The sequence below is a fragment of the Microbacterium sp. 22242 genome (assembly GCF_052045495.1).
Lineage (GTDB): Bacteria > Actinomycetota > Actinomycetes > Actinomycetales > Microbacteriaceae > Microbacterium.
In genome coordinates, this window is sequence record NZ_JBQEOZ010000008.1 from 160,724 (window position 1) to 179,845 (window position 19,122).

The 19,122-nt window shown below is 71.9% G+C and carries 14 protein-coding genes; 13 read left to right on the top strand and 1 reads right to left on the bottom strand.

The annotated features are described in order from the left end of the window. The first annotated feature begins 59 nt into the window (after nucleotides 1-59). The 6 genes from ACTJJZ_RS10995 (at nucleotide 60) to ACTJJZ_RS11020 (ending at nucleotide 13,312) form a co-directional block, all read left to right on the top strand. Nucleotides 60-6,200, top strand: a complete 6,141-nt coding sequence (locus ACTJJZ_RS10995) for an Ig-like domain-containing protein (RefSeq protein ID WP_440721224.1) — start codon at nucleotides 60-62, stop codon at nucleotides 6,198-6,200. 59 nt (nucleotides 6,201-6,259) lie between these two features. Next, on the top strand, nucleotides 6,260-7,231 hold the full coding sequence (locus ACTJJZ_RS11000; protein WP_440721225.1) for an AAA family ATPase: 972 nt from the start codon (nucleotides 6,260-6,262) through the stop codon (nucleotides 7,229-7,231). A gap of 117 nt (nucleotides 7,232-7,348) precedes the next feature. After that, nucleotides 7,349-8,605, top strand: coding sequence for a DUF58 domain-containing protein (locus tag ACTJJZ_RS11005; protein WP_440721226.1), 1,257 nt, complete (start codon nucleotides 7,349-7,351; stop codon nucleotides 8,603-8,605). Next, nucleotides 8,602-11,097, top strand: coding sequence for a transglutaminase-like domain-containing protein (locus tag ACTJJZ_RS11010; RefSeq protein ID WP_440721227.1), 2,496 nt, complete (start codon nucleotides 8,602-8,604; stop codon nucleotides 11,095-11,097). The genes ACTJJZ_RS11005 and ACTJJZ_RS11010 overlap by 4 nt, the downstream gene beginning before the upstream one ends. Then, nucleotides 11,094-12,491 carry an RDD family protein gene (locus tag ACTJJZ_RS11015; RefSeq protein WP_440721228.1) on the top strand — a complete coding sequence of 466 codons (1,398 nt, stop codon included), beginning with the start codon at nucleotides 11,094-11,096 and terminating at the stop codon, nucleotides 12,489-12,491. Before ACTJJZ_RS11010 ends, ACTJJZ_RS11015 begins: the two co-directional genes overlap by 4 nt. Next, nucleotides 12,488-13,312 (top strand): PP2C family protein-serine/threonine phosphatase, encoded by an 825-nt coding sequence (locus tag ACTJJZ_RS11020; RefSeq protein WP_440721229.1) that lies wholly within the window; start codon nucleotides 12,488-12,490, stop codon nucleotides 13,310-13,312. The genes ACTJJZ_RS11015 and ACTJJZ_RS11020 overlap by 4 nt, the downstream gene beginning before the upstream one ends. Before the next feature lie 303 nt (nucleotides 13,313-13,615). Here the strand turns inward: ACTJJZ_RS11020 and ACTJJZ_RS11025 are convergent, their stop codons facing one another. Next, nucleotides 13,616-14,122 carry a pentapeptide repeat-containing protein gene (locus ACTJJZ_RS11025; RefSeq protein WP_440721240.1) on the bottom strand — a complete coding sequence of 169 codons (507 nt, stop codon included), beginning with the start codon at nucleotides 14,120-14,122 and terminating at the stop codon, nucleotides 13,616-13,618. A gap of 491 nt (nucleotides 14,123-14,613) precedes the next feature. Here ACTJJZ_RS11025 and ACTJJZ_RS11030 point away from each other — a divergent pair, with 491 nt between their 5' ends. The 7 genes from ACTJJZ_RS11030 to ACTJJZ_RS11060 all read left to right on the top strand — a co-directional run. Next, a complete protein-coding gene (locus tag ACTJJZ_RS11030) occupies nucleotides 14,614-14,937 on the top strand; it encodes an FHA domain-containing protein (protein WP_440721241.1) in 324 nt (107 codons plus the stop codon). A 98-nt stretch (nucleotides 14,938-15,035) separates the two neighbouring features. Further along, complete coding sequence (locus ACTJJZ_RS11035; protein WP_440721242.1) at nucleotides 15,036-16,352, top strand: protein kinase domain-containing protein; 1,317 nt, start codon at nucleotides 15,036-15,038, stop codon at nucleotides 16,350-16,352. Continuing rightward, nucleotides 16,316-16,687 carry a hypothetical protein gene (locus tag ACTJJZ_RS11040; protein ID WP_440721230.1) on the top strand — a complete coding sequence of 124 codons (372 nt, stop codon included), beginning with the start codon at nucleotides 16,316-16,318 and terminating at the stop codon, nucleotides 16,685-16,687. Before ACTJJZ_RS11035 ends, ACTJJZ_RS11040 begins: the two co-directional genes overlap by 37 nt. 8 nt (nucleotides 16,688-16,695) lie before the next feature. After that, nucleotides 16,696-17,433 carry a hypothetical protein gene (locus ACTJJZ_RS11045; protein WP_440721243.1) on the top strand — a complete coding sequence of 246 codons (738 nt, stop codon included), beginning with the start codon at nucleotides 16,696-16,698 and terminating at the stop codon, nucleotides 17,431-17,433. A gap of 187 nt (nucleotides 17,434-17,620) precedes the next feature. Beyond that, the gene (locus ACTJJZ_RS11050; protein WP_440721231.1) at nucleotides 17,621-18,034 is read left to right on the top strand and encodes a YbaB/EbfC family nucleoid-associated protein; all 414 of its coding nucleotides are present in this window, start codon (nucleotides 17,621-17,623) and stop codon (nucleotides 18,032-18,034) included. Then, nucleotides 18,034-18,360: a hypothetical protein gene (locus ACTJJZ_RS11055; RefSeq protein WP_440721232.1), complete on the top strand. Its 327-nt coding sequence runs from the start codon at nucleotides 18,034-18,036 to the stop codon at nucleotides 18,358-18,360. The genes ACTJJZ_RS11050 and ACTJJZ_RS11055 overlap by 1 nt, the downstream gene beginning before the upstream one ends. Next, nucleotides 18,357-19,122: hypothetical protein (locus ACTJJZ_RS11060; protein WP_440720394.1), on the top strand; the 766-nt coding region annotated here is incomplete at its 3' end. The genes ACTJJZ_RS11055 and ACTJJZ_RS11060, both read left to right, overlap by 4 nt.

Consider the following 19,122-nt stretch of genomic DNA (forward strand, 5'->3'; position numbering starts at 1 on the left):
GGCAGTTCTCCCCATCGTGCACGCCGGGAATCGCGGTCTACACTCTTACAGTCCCCTGAATGTCGCTCATGGGACTGCTGGGCAGGTCCAACCGGGGGGTCTTTTTCGTGGTCAAGTCGTTCGCGTGGTTGCGGATGCGTCCGAAGACCCTCGCCTCCGTCGCCGGCGTCGCGGCCGCGAGCGTGGCGGTCGCCGGCATGGCATTCGCCTACGAGGGCAACCCGACCGCCGAGGTCGACCTGCATGACGGCGGCGTCTGGCTGACGAAGACCTCGAGCCTGCTGGTCGGGCACTTCAACAACCAGTCCCGCGTGCTCGACGGCGGGCTGCGCGCTGCCAGCGAGGACTACGACGTGCTGCAGGCCGGCGGCACGGTGCTGGTGACCGACCGCTCCTCGTCCACGCTCACGACGATCGACCCCGCGCGCGTCGTGATGGGCGACGCCGTCTCGGTCCCCGGCGGCGCCAAGTCCGCCCTGGGCGGCACCACGGTCGCGATCCTGGAGCCGAAGGACGGCAAGCTCTGGGTGCTGCCGGCGTCGGGGCTGAGCGGATTCAAAGCCGCGAGCACCAAGCCGGCCGCGACGCTCGGACCGAACGCCGACGTCGCAGTCGGCCGCGACGGCACGGTCTACGCCGTCTCGGCGAAGCAGCGCTCGATCGTCACCGTGCACATCGACGCGCAGGGCGACCTGCAGCCGACCGCCACGGAGGGGATCGACCTCGCACGCGGCGCGAAGCCCACCATCACCGTCGTCGGCTCCACGCCGGTCGTGCTCGACGCGGATGCGAAGGCCGTGTACGCGGACGGGCACCGCACCGAGCTCAAGGGCGGCGCGCTGAAGAGCCTCGACGCGGCCGTGCTGCAGCAGCCCTCGGACGACAACACGGTGGCGGCGATCTCCACCGCCGACGCGCTGATCTCGGTGCCGCTGGACGGCTCCGAGCCCTCCGTGCAGGAGGCCGGCGGCACCGGCTCCCCCGCGGCGCCCGTGTTCGTGAGCGGGTGCACCTACGCCGCATGGGGCGGGTCCGCGAAGTTCATCCGCGACTGCATCGGCTCGGGGAACGACCTGAAGACCACGATCGACGGGGCGCAGAGCAGCACCTCGCTGGTGTTCCGGGTGAACCGCGACGTGGTGGTGCTGAACGACACCGCGAGCGGCGCGGCGTGGCTGGCCACCGACAACCTGCAGCGGGTGGACAACTGGCAGGACATCGTCCCGCCGGAGGGGAACACCGAGAAGCAGGACCAGACCACCGACGACCAGGTGCAGACCACGCTCCCCAAGCGCACTCCGGAGAACACGCCGCCGGTCGCGCACGACGACCGCTTCGGCGTGCGGCCTGGCCGCACCACGATGCTGCCCGTGCTCGACAACGACACCGACGCGGACGGCGACGTGCTCGTCGCGTCCCTCACGCAGGCGCAGCCCTCGATCGGCCAGGTGCAGCCGATCAACAACGGCGGCGCCCTGCAGATCGCCGTGGCGGACAACGCCTCGGGATCCGCGTCCTTCCAGTACCAGGCCGATGACGGTCGCGGCGGCAAGGCCACGGCGACCGTCGCGGTCGACGTGCACGGCTGGGATACGAATGCGGCACCCAAGCAGCAGCGCACCCCGACCATGACGGTCGAGGTCGGCGGCACCCTGAAGTACAACGCGCTGCCGGACTGGCTGGATCCGGACGGCGACGACATGTACCTGAAGGACGTGATCGCGGCCCCCGGGGACCAGGTCGACTTCACCCCGGACGGCCAGCTCAGCTATCACGCGGTCGCGAGCCCGCCGGGCCGCAAGGAGATCAAGATCGTGGTCGCCGACGCGCTCGGCGAGCTCGGCACGGGGACGATCAACCTGGACGTGCGCCCGGCCGGGACCACGCAGCCGGTCACCAACGCCGACCACTACCAGACCCGCGCGGGCGAGCAGGTCACCGCGACCCCGCTCGCGAACGACTCCAGCTCCGGCAAGGAGCAGCTGCGCCTCGCCCGCGTCGACGAGACGCCCGGCGCCACGCTCGTCCCGAACTTCGCCGAGGGGACGTTCACCTTCCAGGCCGCGAACCCCGGCGTCTACTACGTGCAGTACCTGGCCAGCGCGGGCCCGAACGCGGTGCCCGGCCTGGTCCGCATCGACGTGCTGGACAAGACCGCGGAGCAGGCGCCGCCGATCGCGGTGCGGGACGTGGCGCTGCTGCCCACCGGCGGCGACACCCTCGTGGGCGTGCTGAACAACGACATCGACCCGGCCGGCGGGATCCTCGTCGTGCAGTCGGTGACCGTCCCTCCGCACAGCGGGATCGCGGTGTCGGTGCTGAACCACGAGACGCTGCGGATCACGGACCAGGGCAACCTCGACAAGGAAGCCAGGATCAGCTACCGGATCTCGAACGGATCCAAGACCGCGGACGGCGACGTGATCGTCATCCCGATCCCCGCCCCCGCCAAGCTCGAGCCCCCGGTCGCGAACGACGACACCGCGGTGGTCCGCGCCGGCGACGTCGTCACCATCCACGTCCTGGACAACGACAAGCACGCGCCGGGCACGACCCTGCACGTCGCCCCGAAGCTCGTCGAGCCCCTGGTCGACCCGAAGTTCGGCGAGGCGTTCGTGTCGCAGGACACGGTGCGCTTCAAGGCGGGCAGCACGGCGCGCACCGTCTACGCGACCTACGAGGCGGTGGACTCCAACGGGCAGAAGGCGGCCGGATACATCACGATCCAGGTCCTCCCGGTCGACGAGAAGACGAACACCGCGCCCCGGCCGCACGACCTCACCGTGCGCGCGCTCAGCGGCACCAGCGTGCGCATCGCCGTGCCGCTGGACGGGCTGGACGCGGAGGGCGACTCGGTCGAGCTGGTCGGACTGGACTCGGCGCCGAAGCAGGGCCAGGTCACCGAGGTCGGATCGAACTTCCTCACCTACCAGGCCTTCGACAACGCGAGCGGCATCGACTCCTTCACCTACAAGGTGCGCGACCGGCTCGGGAAGGACGCCACGGCGACGGTCCACGTCGGGATCGCGCCCGGATCCAACATCAACCAGGCGCCGTACGCGGTGAAGGACTCCGTGACCATGCGTCCGGGCCGGACGGTCGCGGTGGCGGTGCTCGGCAACGACTCCGACCCCGACGGCGACACGATCGGCCTGGTGAAGAACGGCCTCGAGCTCCCGTCCGGGGTGGACGGGCTGAGCGCCACGGTCTCGGGCGACCGCGTGCTGATCACCGCGCCGAACCGCCCGATCCAGACCTCCGTCGGCTACACGGTCGTCGACTCGCACGGGGCGACGGCCACCGCCCCCGTCCAGATCACCGTCGCCGACGACGTGCCGCTCGTGCCGCCGATCGCCCGCGACGACCGCATCAAGGCCTCGGACGTCAAGGGCAGCAGCCAGAGCGTCGAGGTGCCGGTGCTCGACAACGACGAGGATCCGGACGGCACGATCGACGACCTGCAGCTGAGCGTGCAGGACGACTCCGCCAAGGTGCTGCCGAATCGCAAGATCCAGGTCGCCGTGACGGACCAGCGCCAGCTGATCCCGTACACGATCACGGACCAGGACAAGCAGGCCGCCTCCGCCTTCATCTTCGTCCCTGCGCTCAGCGAGCTCGCGCCGACCCTCACCTCCACCAAGCCGGTCGAGGTGAAGAGCGGCCAGACCAAGGAGCTGCCGCTCTCCCAGTACGTCTCGGTCGCCGGCGGCGGCCAGGCGCGGATCACCCAGGCCGACAAGGTCAGCGCGGTGAACAGCAACGGCGCCGCGCTGATCAAGGACGAGCACACGCTCGTGTACACCTCCAAGCAGGGCTACTTCGGCGAGGACGCGCTGACGTTCGAGGTCACCGACGGCACGGGGCCGGACGACCCGAAGGGGCGCAAGGCCACGCTGAGCATCCCGATCACGGTGCTCCCGCCCGACAACCAGCCGCCCGCGTTCACGAACGCGCAGGTTTCGGTCGCGGCCGGCGAGCCCGCCCAGAGCGTCGACCTCGCCGCGCTCACCAAGGATCCGGATCCCGGCGACGCGAAGAAGATCAGCTACGAGATCTCCGGCAAGCCGGACGGCGGGATCAAGGCCGAGCTGGACGGCTCGACCCTGAAGGTGTCCGCCGACTCGTCGACGCCCAAGGGCAGCGGCAGCACGGTGAAGCTGAAGATCACGGACGGCAAGACGCCGCCCGTCGACGGCACGGTCTCGGTCACGGTCGCCGCGTCGACGCGCCCGCTCCCGGTCGCCAACACCGACACGGTCCCGCAGGCGGATCAGGGCAAGCCGGTGACGATCCCCGTGCTCGAGAACGACGTGAACCCGTTCCCGGACAAGCCGCTGAAGATCATGTCGGTCGACGTGCAGACCGGTTCCGCGAACTCGTCCGTCCAGGGCGACAAGGTCGTGATCACCCCCGCCGCCGACTTCATCGGGCAGGTCGTCGCGAGCTACCGGATCCAGGACGCGACGAAGGATCCGGACCGCCAGGTCGAGGGGCGCATCGTCGTGACCGTGCAGGGCGTGCCGGACGCGCCCGGAGCGCCGCAGGTGACCAGCGTGCAGGACCGCACGGTGGTGCTGAACTGGGCGCCGCCGTCGAACAACGGCGCCGAGATCACCGGGTACACCGTGCGCGCCGCCGGCGGCGGCTCCTACAACAAGCAGTGCGCCTCGACCACGTGCACGCTGGACGGGCTGACGAACAACGTGGAATACACGTTCACGGTCACCGCGACCAACCGCGTGGGCGAGGGCAAGCCGTCGCCGGCCTCCGCGGTCGCGCGGCCGGACGCGCGCCCCGACACCCCGAACCCGCCGACGCTGAAGTTCGGCGACAAGTCGCTGGACGTGTCGTGGACCACCCCGACCACGCCGGGATCGCCGGTGAGCTCGTACAACCTGGAGATCTCGCCCGCGCCGCCCAGCGGCGTGGCGCAGAAGACGGGCGTGACCGGCAACTCGCTGCACTGGGACGGCCTGGAGAACGGCGCGAACTACCAGGTGCGCGTGCAGGCGGTTAACCGCGCGCCGGAGCCGTCCAGCTGGAGCGGCTGGTCGGCGGCGGAGATCCCGGCGGGTCCGCCGACCGCGCCGGGCACGCCGACCGCGCAGAGCGCTCCTTCGGTGGGCAGCCAGTCGCAGATGACGGTGACCTGGAGCGCGGCCGGCCCCAACGGCGACGCGATCTCGAGCTACGACCTGCAGGTGCTGCAGGGCGGATCCGTGGTGCGCACGATCTCGGGGATCCCCGGCACCACGAACACCCAGAACGTCACGGTGGGCAACTCGACCTCGGACTACACCTTCCAGGTGCGCGGCAACAACAAGGCCGGCGCCGGCGCCTGGTCGGGCGTGTCGAACGCGCAGCGGGCGTTCGGCCAGCCGGGACAGACCACGATCACCTCCGCGAAGGAGGGGAACAACAACATCGCCGTGACGTACACGCTCTCCGACTACAACGGCGCGAGCCCGTCCGAGACGCACTACGAGTACTCCCTCGGCAGCGGCTGGAGCCGCAACTGGGACGGCACGAACATCTACGCCGCCAACAACGGCACCTACACGGTCTCCGTGCGGGCGTACTCGGTCGTCGGCGGGCAGGAGTCGCAGCCGGGAGCGGCGGGCTCGCAGGGCAATCTGCAGCCGTACGGCCCGGTCGGCAACCCTTCGGTGCGCGCCGTGAACAACGGTCAGAGCGTGACGCTGAGCTGGAGCCCGCCGGCCCGCAACGGCCGTGACGTCACGGTCAAGGTCAACATCGACGGCAACGGCTGGCAGTCCCTCGGGAACAGCGGATCCAGGACCGTCGGCAACGGCTACGACCAGACCCACACGATCAAGGCGCAGGCATTCGACACCGCGGGACAGCAGTCCGCGATCGTCTCGGACTCCGCCAAGACCGACAGCCCGCCGCCGCCGCGCGTCTGGGTGACCGAGGGCGGCGCGGCCGGAAGCGGCTGCGTGAACGGGTGCCGCTACTTCGTCGTGAACTGGCAGAACCTGAAGATCGGCACCTACTCGGTCACCTGCCACTCCAGTGTGGACGGCCAGATCGGCAGCGCGTCGTACCGGGTCAACTTCGACGGCGCCGGCTCGACCCAGATCGGCTGCTGGAAGGGCCGCGACGGCGTCGACGTGTGGATCGACATCATCGGCTGGGGCGGTTCCGTCGACACCGAGAAGAACTACTGGCCACATGCTTAGCCGCGGTCCCGACCGCGGCGCAGACGCAGACGTGAACTGAGATCAGAGGAACAACCGAGATGACGATGACCCCCGAGCAGGCCGCCTGGTTCCAGGGGACCTTCACCCGCCTCGTCGACAACGTCGACCGGGCGCTGCAGGGCAAGCGCGACGTGATCGGGCTGGTGCTGGCGTCGATGCTCGCCGAGGGGCACGTGCTCCTCGAGGACGCGCCGGGCACCGGCAAGACCAGCCTGGCCAAGGCCCTGGCGGCGACCGTGCAGGGTTCCAGCGCGCGCATCCAGTTCACGCCGGACCTGCTGCCGTCGGACGTCACGGGCGTCACGATCTACGACCAGAACACGCACACCTTCGAGTTCCACAGGGGCCCGGTGTTCGCGTCGATCGTGCTCGCGGACGAGATCAACCGCGCGTCGCCCAAGACGCAGTCCGCGCTGCTCGAGGTCATGGAGGAGTCCAGGGTGACCGTGGACGGCGTCGCGCACGAGGCCGGCCGCCCGTTCCTCGTGATCGCGACGCAGAACCCGATCGAGCAGGCCGGCACCTACAAGCTGCCGGAGGCGCAGCTCGACCGCTTCCTGATCAAGACGTCGATCGGCTACCCCAGCCTGGAGATCACGGCGACGATCCTCGCCGGCGCCGCAGACCGCAACCCGTCGGCGGGACTCAGCGCGGTGATCACCACGAGCGCGGTCGCCGACATGGCCGACCTCGCCGCCGCCGTGCACGTCGAGCCGGCGGTGCTGCGCTACATCGCCGAACTCGTCGAGGCGACCAGGGCCGACTCCGCGATCCGCCTCGGCGTCTCGGTCCGCGGTGCGCTCGCGATGGTCCGCATCGCGAAGGTGTGGGCCGCCGCGCACGGGCGCCACTACGTCCTGCCGGACGACGTGAAGGCGCTGGTCCGGCCGGTCTGGATGCATCGCCTGCTGCTCGATCCCGAGGCCGAGTTCGCCGGCACCACCGCCGAGACCGTCGTCGCCCGGGTCGTCGAGCAGGTCCCGGCGCCGCAGGCGCGCGCCGCCGCCTGACCGCCTGCGGCGCCCGAGCCCCGGCCCTGAGCCTGTGGAAGGGACGAGCCGCCGGCACGGGATCCCTCCGACACCCTCAGACCCCGACCCGCACCGACCGATCACAGAGAGCACGACATGACCACGACCGCAGAGGCCCGGATCCCCGGATCCGAGCGCGAGGCGGGCTGGCGCGACATCGCCGGCCTGCTGCTCGCCCGCGTCGGCGCGCGGCTGCGGCTGATCGCCTCGGCGGTGCGCCCGCTGGCCTGGGTGCTGCTCGGCGTCGCCGTCGCCGCCCTGCTGATCGCGCTGCCGCTGGGCTGGCTCGAGCTCACCGTGATCGCCCTGGTGCTGGCGGTCGTGCTCGCGCTGTGCGCGCTGTTCCTGATCGGCCGCACCGCCTACGACGTGCACCTCGACCTCGCCCGCACCAGGGTCGTGGTGGGCGAGCGCGCGGTCGGCGCGCTGACCCTCGCGAACCGCGGCAGCAGGGCGATCCTGCCCTCCCGCGTGGTGCTGCCTGTGGGCGCCGGCCGCGGCGAGTTCGCGATCAAGCGGCTCGCGCCGGGGGAGGAGGCGGAGGAGCTCTTCGCGATCCCGACCCACCGCCGCGGGGTCGTCTCGGTCGGGCCCGTCAGCGTGGTGCGCGGCGATCCGCTCGGCCTGTTCGAGCGGGCGCACCGCAGGGACGACCCGATCGACCTGTTCGTGCACCCCCGCACGATCGTGTTCGACGGGCAGTCGCTCGGGTTCCTGCGCGACCTCGACGGCCTCCCCGCCGCCGACCTGTCCCGCGACGACGTCTCCTTCCACGCCCTGAACGAGTACCAGCCCGGCGACGACCTGCGCCGGGTGCACTGGCGCTCCTCGGCGCGCACGGGCGTGCTCATGGTCCGCCAGTACGAGGAGACGCGGCGCTCGCACTTCGTGATCGGTCTCAGCCGGTCGATGGCCGACTACTTCGACGAGGACGAGTTCGAGCTGGGGATCTCGCTCGCCGGATCCGTCGGGCTCCGCGCGATCCGCGACTCGCAGCACGTCGAGCTGCGGGTGCAGGGGCGATCGCTCCCCGCGGGGACCGGGAAGCAGCTGCTCGACTCGCTCGCCGGCGTGGAGAGCGGGCGCGCGAAGGACGGCGCCCTGTCCGCGCTCGCCGGCACGGTCGCCGCGCACATGCCGCTCTCCAGCGTCGTCGTCCTCGTGTGCGGCAGCCGCACGTCGCCCGAAGAGCTGCGCACGGCCTGCGCGCGGCTGCCCTTCGGCTCCCGCGTGCTGGCGATCGTCGCCCGCCACGGCTCCGCCCCCGCCCTCCGCCGCATCGGCGACGCCGACGTGATCACCGTCGGCGCGCTGGAGCAGCTGCCGCTCGCCCTCGGGAAGGTGCTCGCATGACCGCTCCCGCCCCGTCCCGGAAGGCCGCGAAGACCGCCAGGGTTCCCAGGAGTCCACGGATCCCGACGGCCGCGACAGCGCCCCGTGTTCCCCTCGGCGTGCGCCGCACGCTCATCGACCTCGTCGCCGTCGCCGTGCTGATCGGCGTCGGGATCGTGGGCTGGTGGCCCTCCTTCGCCGGACCGTCCTACCTGCCCGCCGCCCTGGGCGGGCTCCTTCTCGGCCTCGGCGTCGCCCTTCTCTGCGCCTGGCGCGGATGGGGGATCCTGACCACCGCCGGGCTGGTGCTGGTCGCGTACTTCCTGTTCGGCGGAGCGCTCGCCCTGCCGCAGACCACGCTGCTCGGATTCGTCCCGACCGGGTCGACCCTCGGCGGTCTCGCCACCGGCGCCGTGACCAGCTGGAAGGCGATGCTCACCACCGTGGCGCCGGTCGCGGTCGGCGACGGGTACGGCCTGGTGCCGTTCCTCTCGGCTCTCGTCGCCTCGGCGACGGCCGCGGCGCTCGCGCTGCGTCTGCGGCGGGTGGCGTGGGCGCTCATCCCCGCCGGCGCGCACCTCATGCTCGTGATCGCGATGGGCGTGCCCGATCCTGCGGCTCCGATCGCACAGGGCGTCGTCTTCGCGCTCGTGAGCGCGGCCTGGCTGGCGCTGCGGGGCGCGGGCGCCTCGGCAGACGCGGCCGTCCGGATGACCCCGTCGGACGGATCCCGCTCCTCGGCGCTGCTGCGGCGTCGGCTGCTCGCGGGCGCCGCGGTGCTCGTCGTCGCCGGGCTCGCCGGCACCGGCGTCGCCACGGCCGCCACGCTCGCCGGTCCCCGGCACGTGTTCCGCGACGTCGTGCTGCCGCCGTTCGACCTGCACCAGTACGCGAGCCCGCTGCAGTCGTACCGCGGCTACGTGAAGGACCACCGCAAGGACACCCTGTTCACGGTCAAGGGCCTGCCCGCCGGAGCGCGCGTCCGCGTCGGCACGATGGACGCCTACAACGGCGTCGTCTACGACGTGTCGGACGCCGGCGTCGGTTCCTCCGGGGCGTTCAGCCCGATCCGCGACAACATGTCCGCGGACGCGACAGGGGCGGACGCGACGCTCACGTTCACGATGGACTCCTATCGGGGCGTGTGGCTGCCCGACGCGGGAGAGGTCAGCCGGATCGACTTCCACGGCTCGGACGCGGAGTCCCTCCGCCGCGGCACGTTCTACAACGAGTCGACCAGCACGGCCGTCGCCACCACCAAGCTCGGCAAGGGCGACACCTACACGGTCGACACCACCATCCCCCGGACCTGGTCCGACAAGCAGCTCGCGGGGCTCGCGTTCGGCGCCGTCTCGATGCCGAAGGCGTCGCAGGACATCCCGCAGAAGCTGACCGATCTCGCCTCGCAGACCGTCGCGGACGCGAAGACCCCGATCGCGCAGGTCAGGGCGCTGACGAAGAAATTCTCCGAGGAGGGATTCTTCAGCCACGGTCTGCAGGGCGAGGCGCTGTCCCGCGCGGGGCACACCGAGGAGCGCATCTCGACGCTGATCGCGGGCGAGCAGATGATCGGCGACGACGAGCAGTACGCGGTGGCGATGGCGCTCGCGGCGCGTTCGCTCGACATCCCCGCACGCGTGGTCATGGGCTTCTACCCCGACAAGGGCGCCGCCAAGAGCGGCACGTTCTCGGCCAACGGCGACAACCTGCACGCCTGGGTCGAGGTGAACTTCGCGAAGGCGGGCTGGGTGGCGTTCGACCCGACCCCGCCGAAGGACAAGGTCCCGCAGGATCAGATCACCAAGCCCAAGGTGGTGCCGAAGCCGCAGGTGCTGCAGCCGCCGCCTCCGCCGCAGGCGCCCGTCGACCTTCCGCCGACCGTGCCGGATCAGCGCGGCAACAAGGACGGCCCGAACAACCTGTTGGGGATCATCGGCGCCGTGCTCGCGATCGGCGGCAGCGTGCTGCTGGTGCTCGCGATCCTGGCCGCTCCGTTCATCGTGATCGGCGCGTGGAAGGCCGCCCGCCGTCGCCGCCGCCGCGCGGCCGCGCAGGCCGCCGACCGGATCAGCGGTGGCTGGGACGAGCTCACCGACCGCGCGGTCGACTACGGGGCCCGGATCCCGGCGGGTGCGACCAGGGCCGAGGAGGCGGTGACCGTCGCGACCGCGCTCACCGTCCCGGCCGTCACGACGCTGGCCGGTCACGCCGACGCGCAGGTCTTCGGACCGGCCGAGCCCTCGCCCGAGGACGTCGACGCGTTCTGGCGCGAGGTCGACGACATCGTCGCAGGCCTCGGCAAGAACGCGAGCTGGCGCCGCCGCCTGCTGGCCAGGCTCAGCCTGCGTTCGCTGATGGGCGGATCGCGGATCTCGTCTGGCGTGCAGAATCTGCGCGAGGCGGCGACGGAGCGGATCCGGCTCGGCTCTGGTGCCGCGCGACGGCGACCTGGCACGATCGAGAGCACGCCGACCCGACCCGACGGCGCCCGACCCGAGAGCGAGACCCCATGACGAACACCCCGATCGGACCGATCGCTCCGATCGCGCGCCGCGCGGTGGCGTGCCTCATCGATCTCGCGATCGCGGGGGTCATCGTCGTCGTCGGCTACGGGATCACCCTCGGCGTCACGGCTGGATCCGCCCCCGGCTCCCTCTCCGGCGTGCTCGCGATGATCCTCCTGGGCCTCGGCGCCACGTTCGCGGTCGCGATCGCATGGTTCGTGGTCTCCACGATCCTGCAGGGCGCCGGAGCATCGGTCGGCATGCGGATCATGAAGCTGCGGGTCGTGCGCGCCGACACCGGGGCGCCGCTCGGGTTCGGACGCGCGCTGCTGCGCAACGTGGTGTTCGGGCTGAGCACGGCGATCGTCGTCGGCTATTTCACGCCGCTGTTCGATGGATCCGGCCGGTATCAGGGCTGGCACGACCGCGCATCCGGCGCGCTGGTGCGGGACGCGCGCGACGCGGTCGCCGCGCCCGCGCGCCAGGCCGAGCCCGCGGCCGCGGCGCCCGTGACCACGGCGATGCCGTTCATCCCGACCCCGAGCGAGGCGTTCGCGCCGCCGCAGCCCGCTCCCGGGCCGTCCTTCGAGCAGCAGTCCTTCGAGCAGCCGTCCTTCGAGCAGCCGTCCTTCACGCAGGAGCCGGCCGTGCTGCACGACCCGGCGGATCGGGGTGCCGCGACCGGCCACACGCTGCCGCACGCGCCGAGCGCCTCCGGGTACGCGCCCGCCGGACACGGGTCGGGCGCAGCGGGATACGCGCCGGTCGACGCCGGCTTCGGCGCCGATCCGCTCGACGCGACGGTGACCTCCGCGGCCGTGCAGGCGGCGCGGGTCGCCCAGGAGGCGGAGAGCGCGATGATCACGGTCGTTCCCGGGATCAGCCCCTCCGTCCCCGCCCCCGCACCTGCGGCGGTGTCGGGGCCCGAGGCGGCCGTCGCCCCGGTCGCGCCCGTCGTCCCGGCGGAGCCGGCAGCGGCCCCGGCCGTGGCCCCCGGTCCTGCGCCGGCCACGTCCGCGCCGGTGATGCAGTCGTCCGACGATCACGACGACCTCGAGAGCACCCGCATCAGCATCCCCGGCCACCGTCTGCTCTTCGTCTGGGACGACGGCGCCAGGGCGACGGTCTCGGGCCGGACGCTGTTCGGGCGCAACCCGGCACCCGAGCCCGGAGCGGCGGTCGTGGTGGTCCGCGACGAGACGCTCTCGCTGTCGAAGACGCATTTCGAAGCGGCGGCCGAGGCCGCGGGCGGCTGGGTGATGGACCGGCACTCGACGAACGGCATGACGATCGTGCGCGACGGCGTGCGCGTCGCCTGCCCGCCCGGCGAGCGGGTCCGGATCCGTCTCGGCGACGCGATCGAGATCGGCGAACGGATCGTCACGGTCGGAGGCTACGCATGACCGCTCCCATCGTCGCCCGGGTCGGCACGGCCACCCACACCGGGCTGCGCCGCGCGCTGAACGAGGACGCCTATCTCGCGGAGGCGCCGCTGTTCCTGGTCGCCGACGGCATGGGCGGTCACCAAGCGGGCGATGTCGCGAGCACCACGGTGATCGCGGAGTTCCGCGGTCTGCAGGGCCGAGGCTCGCTGAGCATCGACGACATCAGTTTCGCCCTCGCCCGGGCCAGGGCGGCCGTCGACGCGATCGCGGGAGGCGGCGCGACGAGCGCGGGCACCACGCTCAGCGGCGTGGCCGTGGCCGAGGTGGACGGCGTCGGCTACTGGCTCGCCCTGAACATCGGCGACTCCCGCACCTACCGCCTCGCGGGAGGCGTGCTGGAGCAGGTCTCGGTCGACCACTCCGTCGTGCAGGAGCTCATCGACGCCGGCGAGCTCGTGGCTGCGGACGCGCAGCGGGATCGCCGCCGCAACATCATCACCCGGGCCCTCGGCGCGGGCAGCACCGGCGAGGCCGACTACTGGATGATCCCCGCCTCGGTCGGGGATCGGATCCTGGTCTGCTCCGACGGGCTGAGCTCGGAGGTCGGCGACGAGGAGATCCGAGAGGCGCTGCTCCGGCACGAGGATCCGCAGGCCGCCGCCGATCTGCTCATCGCCCGCGCGCTCGAGCTCGGCGGACGCGACAACGTGACCGCCGTCATCGTGGACGCGATCCACGTGACGACCAGGCCCGGAGCCGGGGGCGCGGCCGGGATCGACGACGAAGACATCGACTCGGACACGCGACCGCGCGCCGAGGCCATGGGAGGGATGCGCTGATGAACGCCGTCTACCGCGCGGGAACCTGGTTTCTGCTGATCGGCCCGAACGCCGTCGTCGCGCTTCCTCCGGACTCCGCGCCGGAGCTCGTCGCGCGGCTGTGGGAGCGCGTCGGCTCCGACGACATCGCCTTCTCCGACGTGGTCGATGCGCTCACCGCCGCCGGCGGCGGATCCTTCGCCGCCATCCCGCCGTTCGCCGCCGTCGTCCGCGAAGGAGACCACGCGCGGGTCGCCGTCCGCGGCCGGGTGAGCGCCCGGGTCGTCGGGGCCGGGACCGAGCAGGAGATCACCGGCGCCGAGGTCACGACCTGGAGCGAGCGCTTCGTGCCGGCCGTCCGCGGCGCCGAGATCCTCGTCGAGGACGATCAGGACGACGTGGCCCTGCCGGTCGTGTCCGGGGTGGTCCGCGCGGCCCGGGTCGGGTTCGGATCCGTGCTGGAGCCTGTCCCTGAGGCTCTTCCGGCCCCTGAGCCGACTCCGGTCCCTGAGCCTGTCGAAGGGACCCCGCTGGACGAGGGGGAGGCCGCCCGGCCCGATGAGCCCGAGCACGTCCCCGAGCCGACCCCGGTCCCTGAGCCTGAGCCTGAGGCGACTCCGGTCCCTGAGCCTGAGGCGACTCCGGTCCCTGAGCCTGAGGCGACTCCGATCCCTGAGCCTGAGCCGACTCCGGTCCCTGAGCCTGTCGAAGGGACCCCGCTGGACGACAAGCCCGCCGCGTCGGACTCGGTGGCCGACGAGCCCGCTTCAGACGAGCCCGCTTCAGACGAGCACCCCTCAGACGAGCACCCCTCAGACGAGCACCCCTCAGACGAGCCCGCCTTCGACGAGCCCGCTCCCGAGCCGATCGCTCCTGCCGTGGAGGTCCCCGTGGCCGAGGCGGACGTTCCGCTGATGGAGGTCCCCGAGCCGATCCCGGCCGCGGGAAGCGCCGAGCAGTGGTCGACCCCGTCGCCCGCTTTCGCGCACGACGACGATGTCGACGACACGGTCCTGTCGCCGTCCTCGCCGAACGCGGTCCCGGTGGAGACGATCATGCCCCCCGCGGATACCATCGCCCCTCCGCTCGGCGGCCACACGCTCGACCTCCGCCCGGTCGGCGGCGCCGAGCAGCCGGCGAACGAGGTCTTCGAGGAGGCCGACGACGGCGACCACGACGGCGCGACGATCTCGCTCGCCCAGGCCCGCGCCCTGCGCGGGGCCGCCCCCGAGCACATCCCCGATCCCGCTTCCCACCCGGCCCCGTCGTTCAGCCCCGCCGCGTCCCCTGCGTCCGACCCGTCCCACGGGCCGCGGATCCGCATGTCCACCGGGCAGGTCGTGGCCCTCGACCGCACGGTGGTGATCGGCCGGCGCCCGCGCGCGACGCGCTCCACGGGGGCGACGCTGCCGCACCTGATCGCGGTGGACAGCCCGCAGCAGGACATCTCGCGCAGCCACCTCGAGATCCGTCCCGAGGCCGACGCGGTGGTCGTGCTCGACCTGCACACCACCAACGGATCGACCCTGCTGCGGCCCGGCGCCGATCCGGTCCGGCTGCACCCGGGAGAGCAGACGATCGTGGTCAGCGGGGACGTGATCGATCTCGGCGACGGCGTCACCGTCGCGTTCGAGGATCTGCCGTGAGCCGTCCGCCGTCTCCGCCTCCCCGGCTCGCCGGGTTCACCTACGTCGAGCCCCTCGGCACCGGCGGGTTCGCTGACGTCTTCCTCTACGAGCAGCAGATGCCGCGCCGCCGTGTGGCGGTGAAGGTGCTGCTCGCGGACCGCCTCTCGTCGGGCGCCGCCCAGGAGTTCTCCGACGAGGCGAACGTCATGGCGATGCTCTCCACGCATCCCGCGATCGTCACGATCTACCAGACCGGCGTCGCGGACGACGGCCGCCCCTATCTGGTGATGGAGTACTGCCCGCGCCCCAACCTGCAGCAGCGCGCCCGCAAGGAGCCGTTCAACGTCGCCGAGGCGCTCCGGGTCGGCGTGCAGGTCGCCGGGGCGGTGGAGACCGCGCACCGGGCCGGAGTGCTGCACCGCGACATCAAGCCGGCGAACATCCTGGTCACGGCCTACAACCGCCCCGCGCTCACGGACTTCGGGATCGCGTCGACGACCGGGGCGGTGAGCGAGGCCGCCGGCATGTCGATCCCTTGGTCGCCGCCGGAGTCGTTCGGCGACCCGCCCCAGGGGGGCGTCCGCTCGGACGTGTACGCGCTCGCGGCGACGATCTACACCCTGCTCACCGGCCGCTCGCCGTTCGAGAGGCCGGGCCAGCGCAACAGCGGCGCGGATCTCATCTCGCGCATCGAGACCGAGCCGCTGCCGCCCCTCGGCCGTGCGGACGTGCCCGAGAGCCTGAGCCGCGCCCTCGAGCGCGGGATGGCGAAGAACCCGGAGGACCGCTTCCCCAGCGCGGTGGCGTTCGCGCGTGCGCTGCAGAAGATCCAGATCGAGCTGTCTCATTCCGTGACGCCGATCGACATCATGGACGACCATCCGGTCGAGCCGGACTCGGACGAGGACGACGACGGCCTGACGCGCGTCCGCGAGGTCGTGAGCATCGACCCGAGCCACACCGCGACCCGGCCGTCCGCGATCACGAGCCCGGTGGCCCCTGCCGTCGCGCCGACCGCCCCGGGGCCGCGGTTCGATCACCCGCCCGGCCCCGCGGAGCCGGCGGCGACCGACGCCACGGTGATCCGTGCTCCGGCTCCGTTCGCGCCGCAGGACGACGACCCCACCCGGGTGCGTCCTCCGCAGGTGGTGAGCCCCGGCCCCGCGCAGTCCGCCCGCCCGGCCGATTCCGACGGNCGGCAGCGGCCTCTCCGGCCGTGCACGCGTACGCCGGCGCTCCCTCCGCAGCGCCCGACGCGCCCGGCGGGTACGCCCCGCACCCGCACCCGCACCCGCAACCCGGGGCGGAATCGCGCCCGGAGCCGGCCTCTGACACCGGGACGTCTCGCCCGGGCGTCCGGCGAGGCCTGGTGTGGGGGCTCGTCGCAGCGGCCGCGGTGGTCGTGCTCACCGGCGGGTCGGTCTTCGCGGTGAACATGCTCAACGCGAACCCGCCGACTCCGAAGCCCGCCCCGACCAGCGCGGATCCTCAGGACGTCACGTCCGACGTGATCCCGCAGGTGACCGACATCGTCGCCACGAAGCAGAGCGACGGGACGGTCCGCTTCACGTGGACCAACCCGCACCCCGAGGAGGGCGACAAGTACGTGGTCGCGGAGTCGCTCGCGAGCGGGCCGGGGCAGGCGACGACCGTGGACACCCCGGTGGCCTACACGACCCTCAAGAAGGATCAGACCACCTGCATCACCGTCGAGCTGCGCCGCAGCGACGGCCGCAGCTCGAACCCGGCGCTGGGGTGCCTGCCGTGACCGGCGCGATCGCGGAGCCCGGCGCCCCCGCGCCGGTGACGGTCGAGTTCGCCGGAGAGTACTTCCCGATCGAGCCGGGTGGGCGGTTCGTGGTCGGACGCGAGGGCGATCTCGCGATCGACGACAACCTGTTCCTGCACCGCCACTTCCTCGAGATCATGGAGTCGGGCGGACTGTGGTGGCTGGCCAACATCGGCACCCGCCTGCAGGCGACGGTCACCGACGCGACCGGCGGGGTGCAGGCCTGGCTCGCGCCGGGTGCGCGCCTGCCGCTGGTCTTCGCGAGGACGAACGTGGTGTTCTCCGCGGGCCCCACCACGTACGACTTCACGATCCACTCCTCGGAGCCGACGTTCCGCCCGGTGCATCACGATCTCGTCGGAGACGGCGACTCGACGATCGGCGAGGTGCCGCTGACGATCAGCCAGAAGCAGCTGCTCCTGGCGCTCGCCGAGCCCCTGCTGCGTCGCGACGGATCCGGAATGAGCTCGATTCCGTCGAGCGNCGCACGCCTGGAGTGGACGGTGACCCGGTTCAACCGCAAGCTCGACAACGTGTGCGACAAGTTCGATCGGATCGGAGTGCCGGGCATGCGCGGCGGGGCGCGCGGGTCCGCGACCAACCGGCGGGCGCGGCTCGTGGAGCACGTGATCGCCTCGCGGCTGGTCACGAAGGAGGATCTGGCGCTGATCGACCCCGCGCGGCTCGCGCTCGATCGGGCCAAGGACACCGGCGATGGCGACTGAGCGGCAGGGGCGGGCCGGGACCGATGTGCTGTCCCGGGTCCCGGCCCGCGATGGGCACTTCTCCCCATCGACCGTCCCGGTGTTCCTCGAATAGTTTGAGTGGTGCGAGACCGTCTGCTCGTCGTCCGAGCTTGCCGATGCAGCATGGCCGGACCGGAGTGTTTGCAAGAGAACTGAGGTGGTTGTGGTGAGTGGGTTCTTCGAGGGCATGACCGCGGAGGAGGTGCAGGAGCGCCTCGCCGTGCAGGTGGAACAGGCGCAGCAGCGCGCCGAGGCCGCATCCGCAGTGCGGTCGGAGATCGAGGCCGTGCGCGAGCAGGCCACGTCTCTGCGGCGCGAGGTCACGGTCGCCGTGGACGCCTCCGGGCGCCTGCTCGACGTGACCCTGAGCGAGGCCGCGCTGCAGCTCGGCGCGCGGGCGCTGGGGCGGATGATCGTGGACACGTCGGTGAAGGCGCAGCAGGCCGCAGGAGCGCGGGCCGCGCGGATCGCGGCGGAGGCGTTCGGCGAGGACGATCCGGCTGTCGCGCATCTGAGGTCGGAGATCGAAGCGAGGGCGCCCAAGTCGGACGGGCTGCCGGATGGGATCGAGTACCGCTGATGACTGGTCAGATCGCGTTGGATTTCGAGCTCGGGCGGCGGCACGCGGCCCGGGTGGGGCGGGTCGCGAGCGACGTGCGGATGGCGCAGGACGCCGCGAGCTCGCTGAACCTCGCAGGCGGAGCGTTCGGAGTGATGTGCTCGTTCCTGGTGCCGCCGGCAGTGCTGGTGTCGCAGGTCGCGGTGGGAACGATCAGTTCGGTGTCGGCGATGCTGGGACGGGCTGAGACCGAGTTCCTCGGCGTGGTGAGCGACTTCGAGGCGATGGAGCAGGACTTCTCCGGGCGTTACCGGGGTCTGCACGGCGGTCTGGAGAGGGCGCAGTGACGCCGCCGAATCCGTTGGTGGCGGGGCCGGTGGATACGACGAGTCCGTTGCAGGGGACGTTCTTGTTGGAGGATGGGGAGGCGCTGGTCTCGGCGATCAAGTCGGGGGACTGGGTTGCGGGCGGGTTCGCGGCGTTCAGTGCGGTGATGGACACGGTGGCGGCGGTCTCGGATCCGTTGGGGTCGTTGATCGCGGCGGGTCTGGGCTGGTTGATGGAGCATCTGCAGCCGTTGAAGGGCTGGCTGAATGATCTGACCGGGGATTCGGGTGCGGTGGCGGGGTTCGCGCAGACGTGGACGAATGTGGGGGCGCAGTTGCGGCGGTCGGCGTCGGATCTGTCGACGGTGCTGGGGGATCTGGACGCGGCGGATGGTGCGGCGGTGCGGGCGTATCTGGTGTTTCAGCGGGATGTGGTGAAGCATCTGCAGGGTGCGGCGTCGTGGGCGGATGGCATGGCGGCGGGGATGCAGATGGCGTCGACGATCGTGCAGGTGGTGCATGATCTGGTGCGGGATTCTTTGGCGCAGTTGGTGGGGTCGCTGATCTCGTATGCGGCGGAGTTGGTGTTCAGTCTGGGGTTGGCGACGCCGTTGGTGATCGAGCAGGCGTCGACGCGGGTGTCGGCGTTGGCGGCGAAGTTCTCGAAGAAGATCCCGGATCTGGTGGCGGCGATCCGCAAGCTGGGTGAGCTGGTCGAGAAGCTGAAGGCGTTGTTCAAGCGGTTCGGCGACACCGCGGACCGCCTCCTCCACGGAGGCAAGG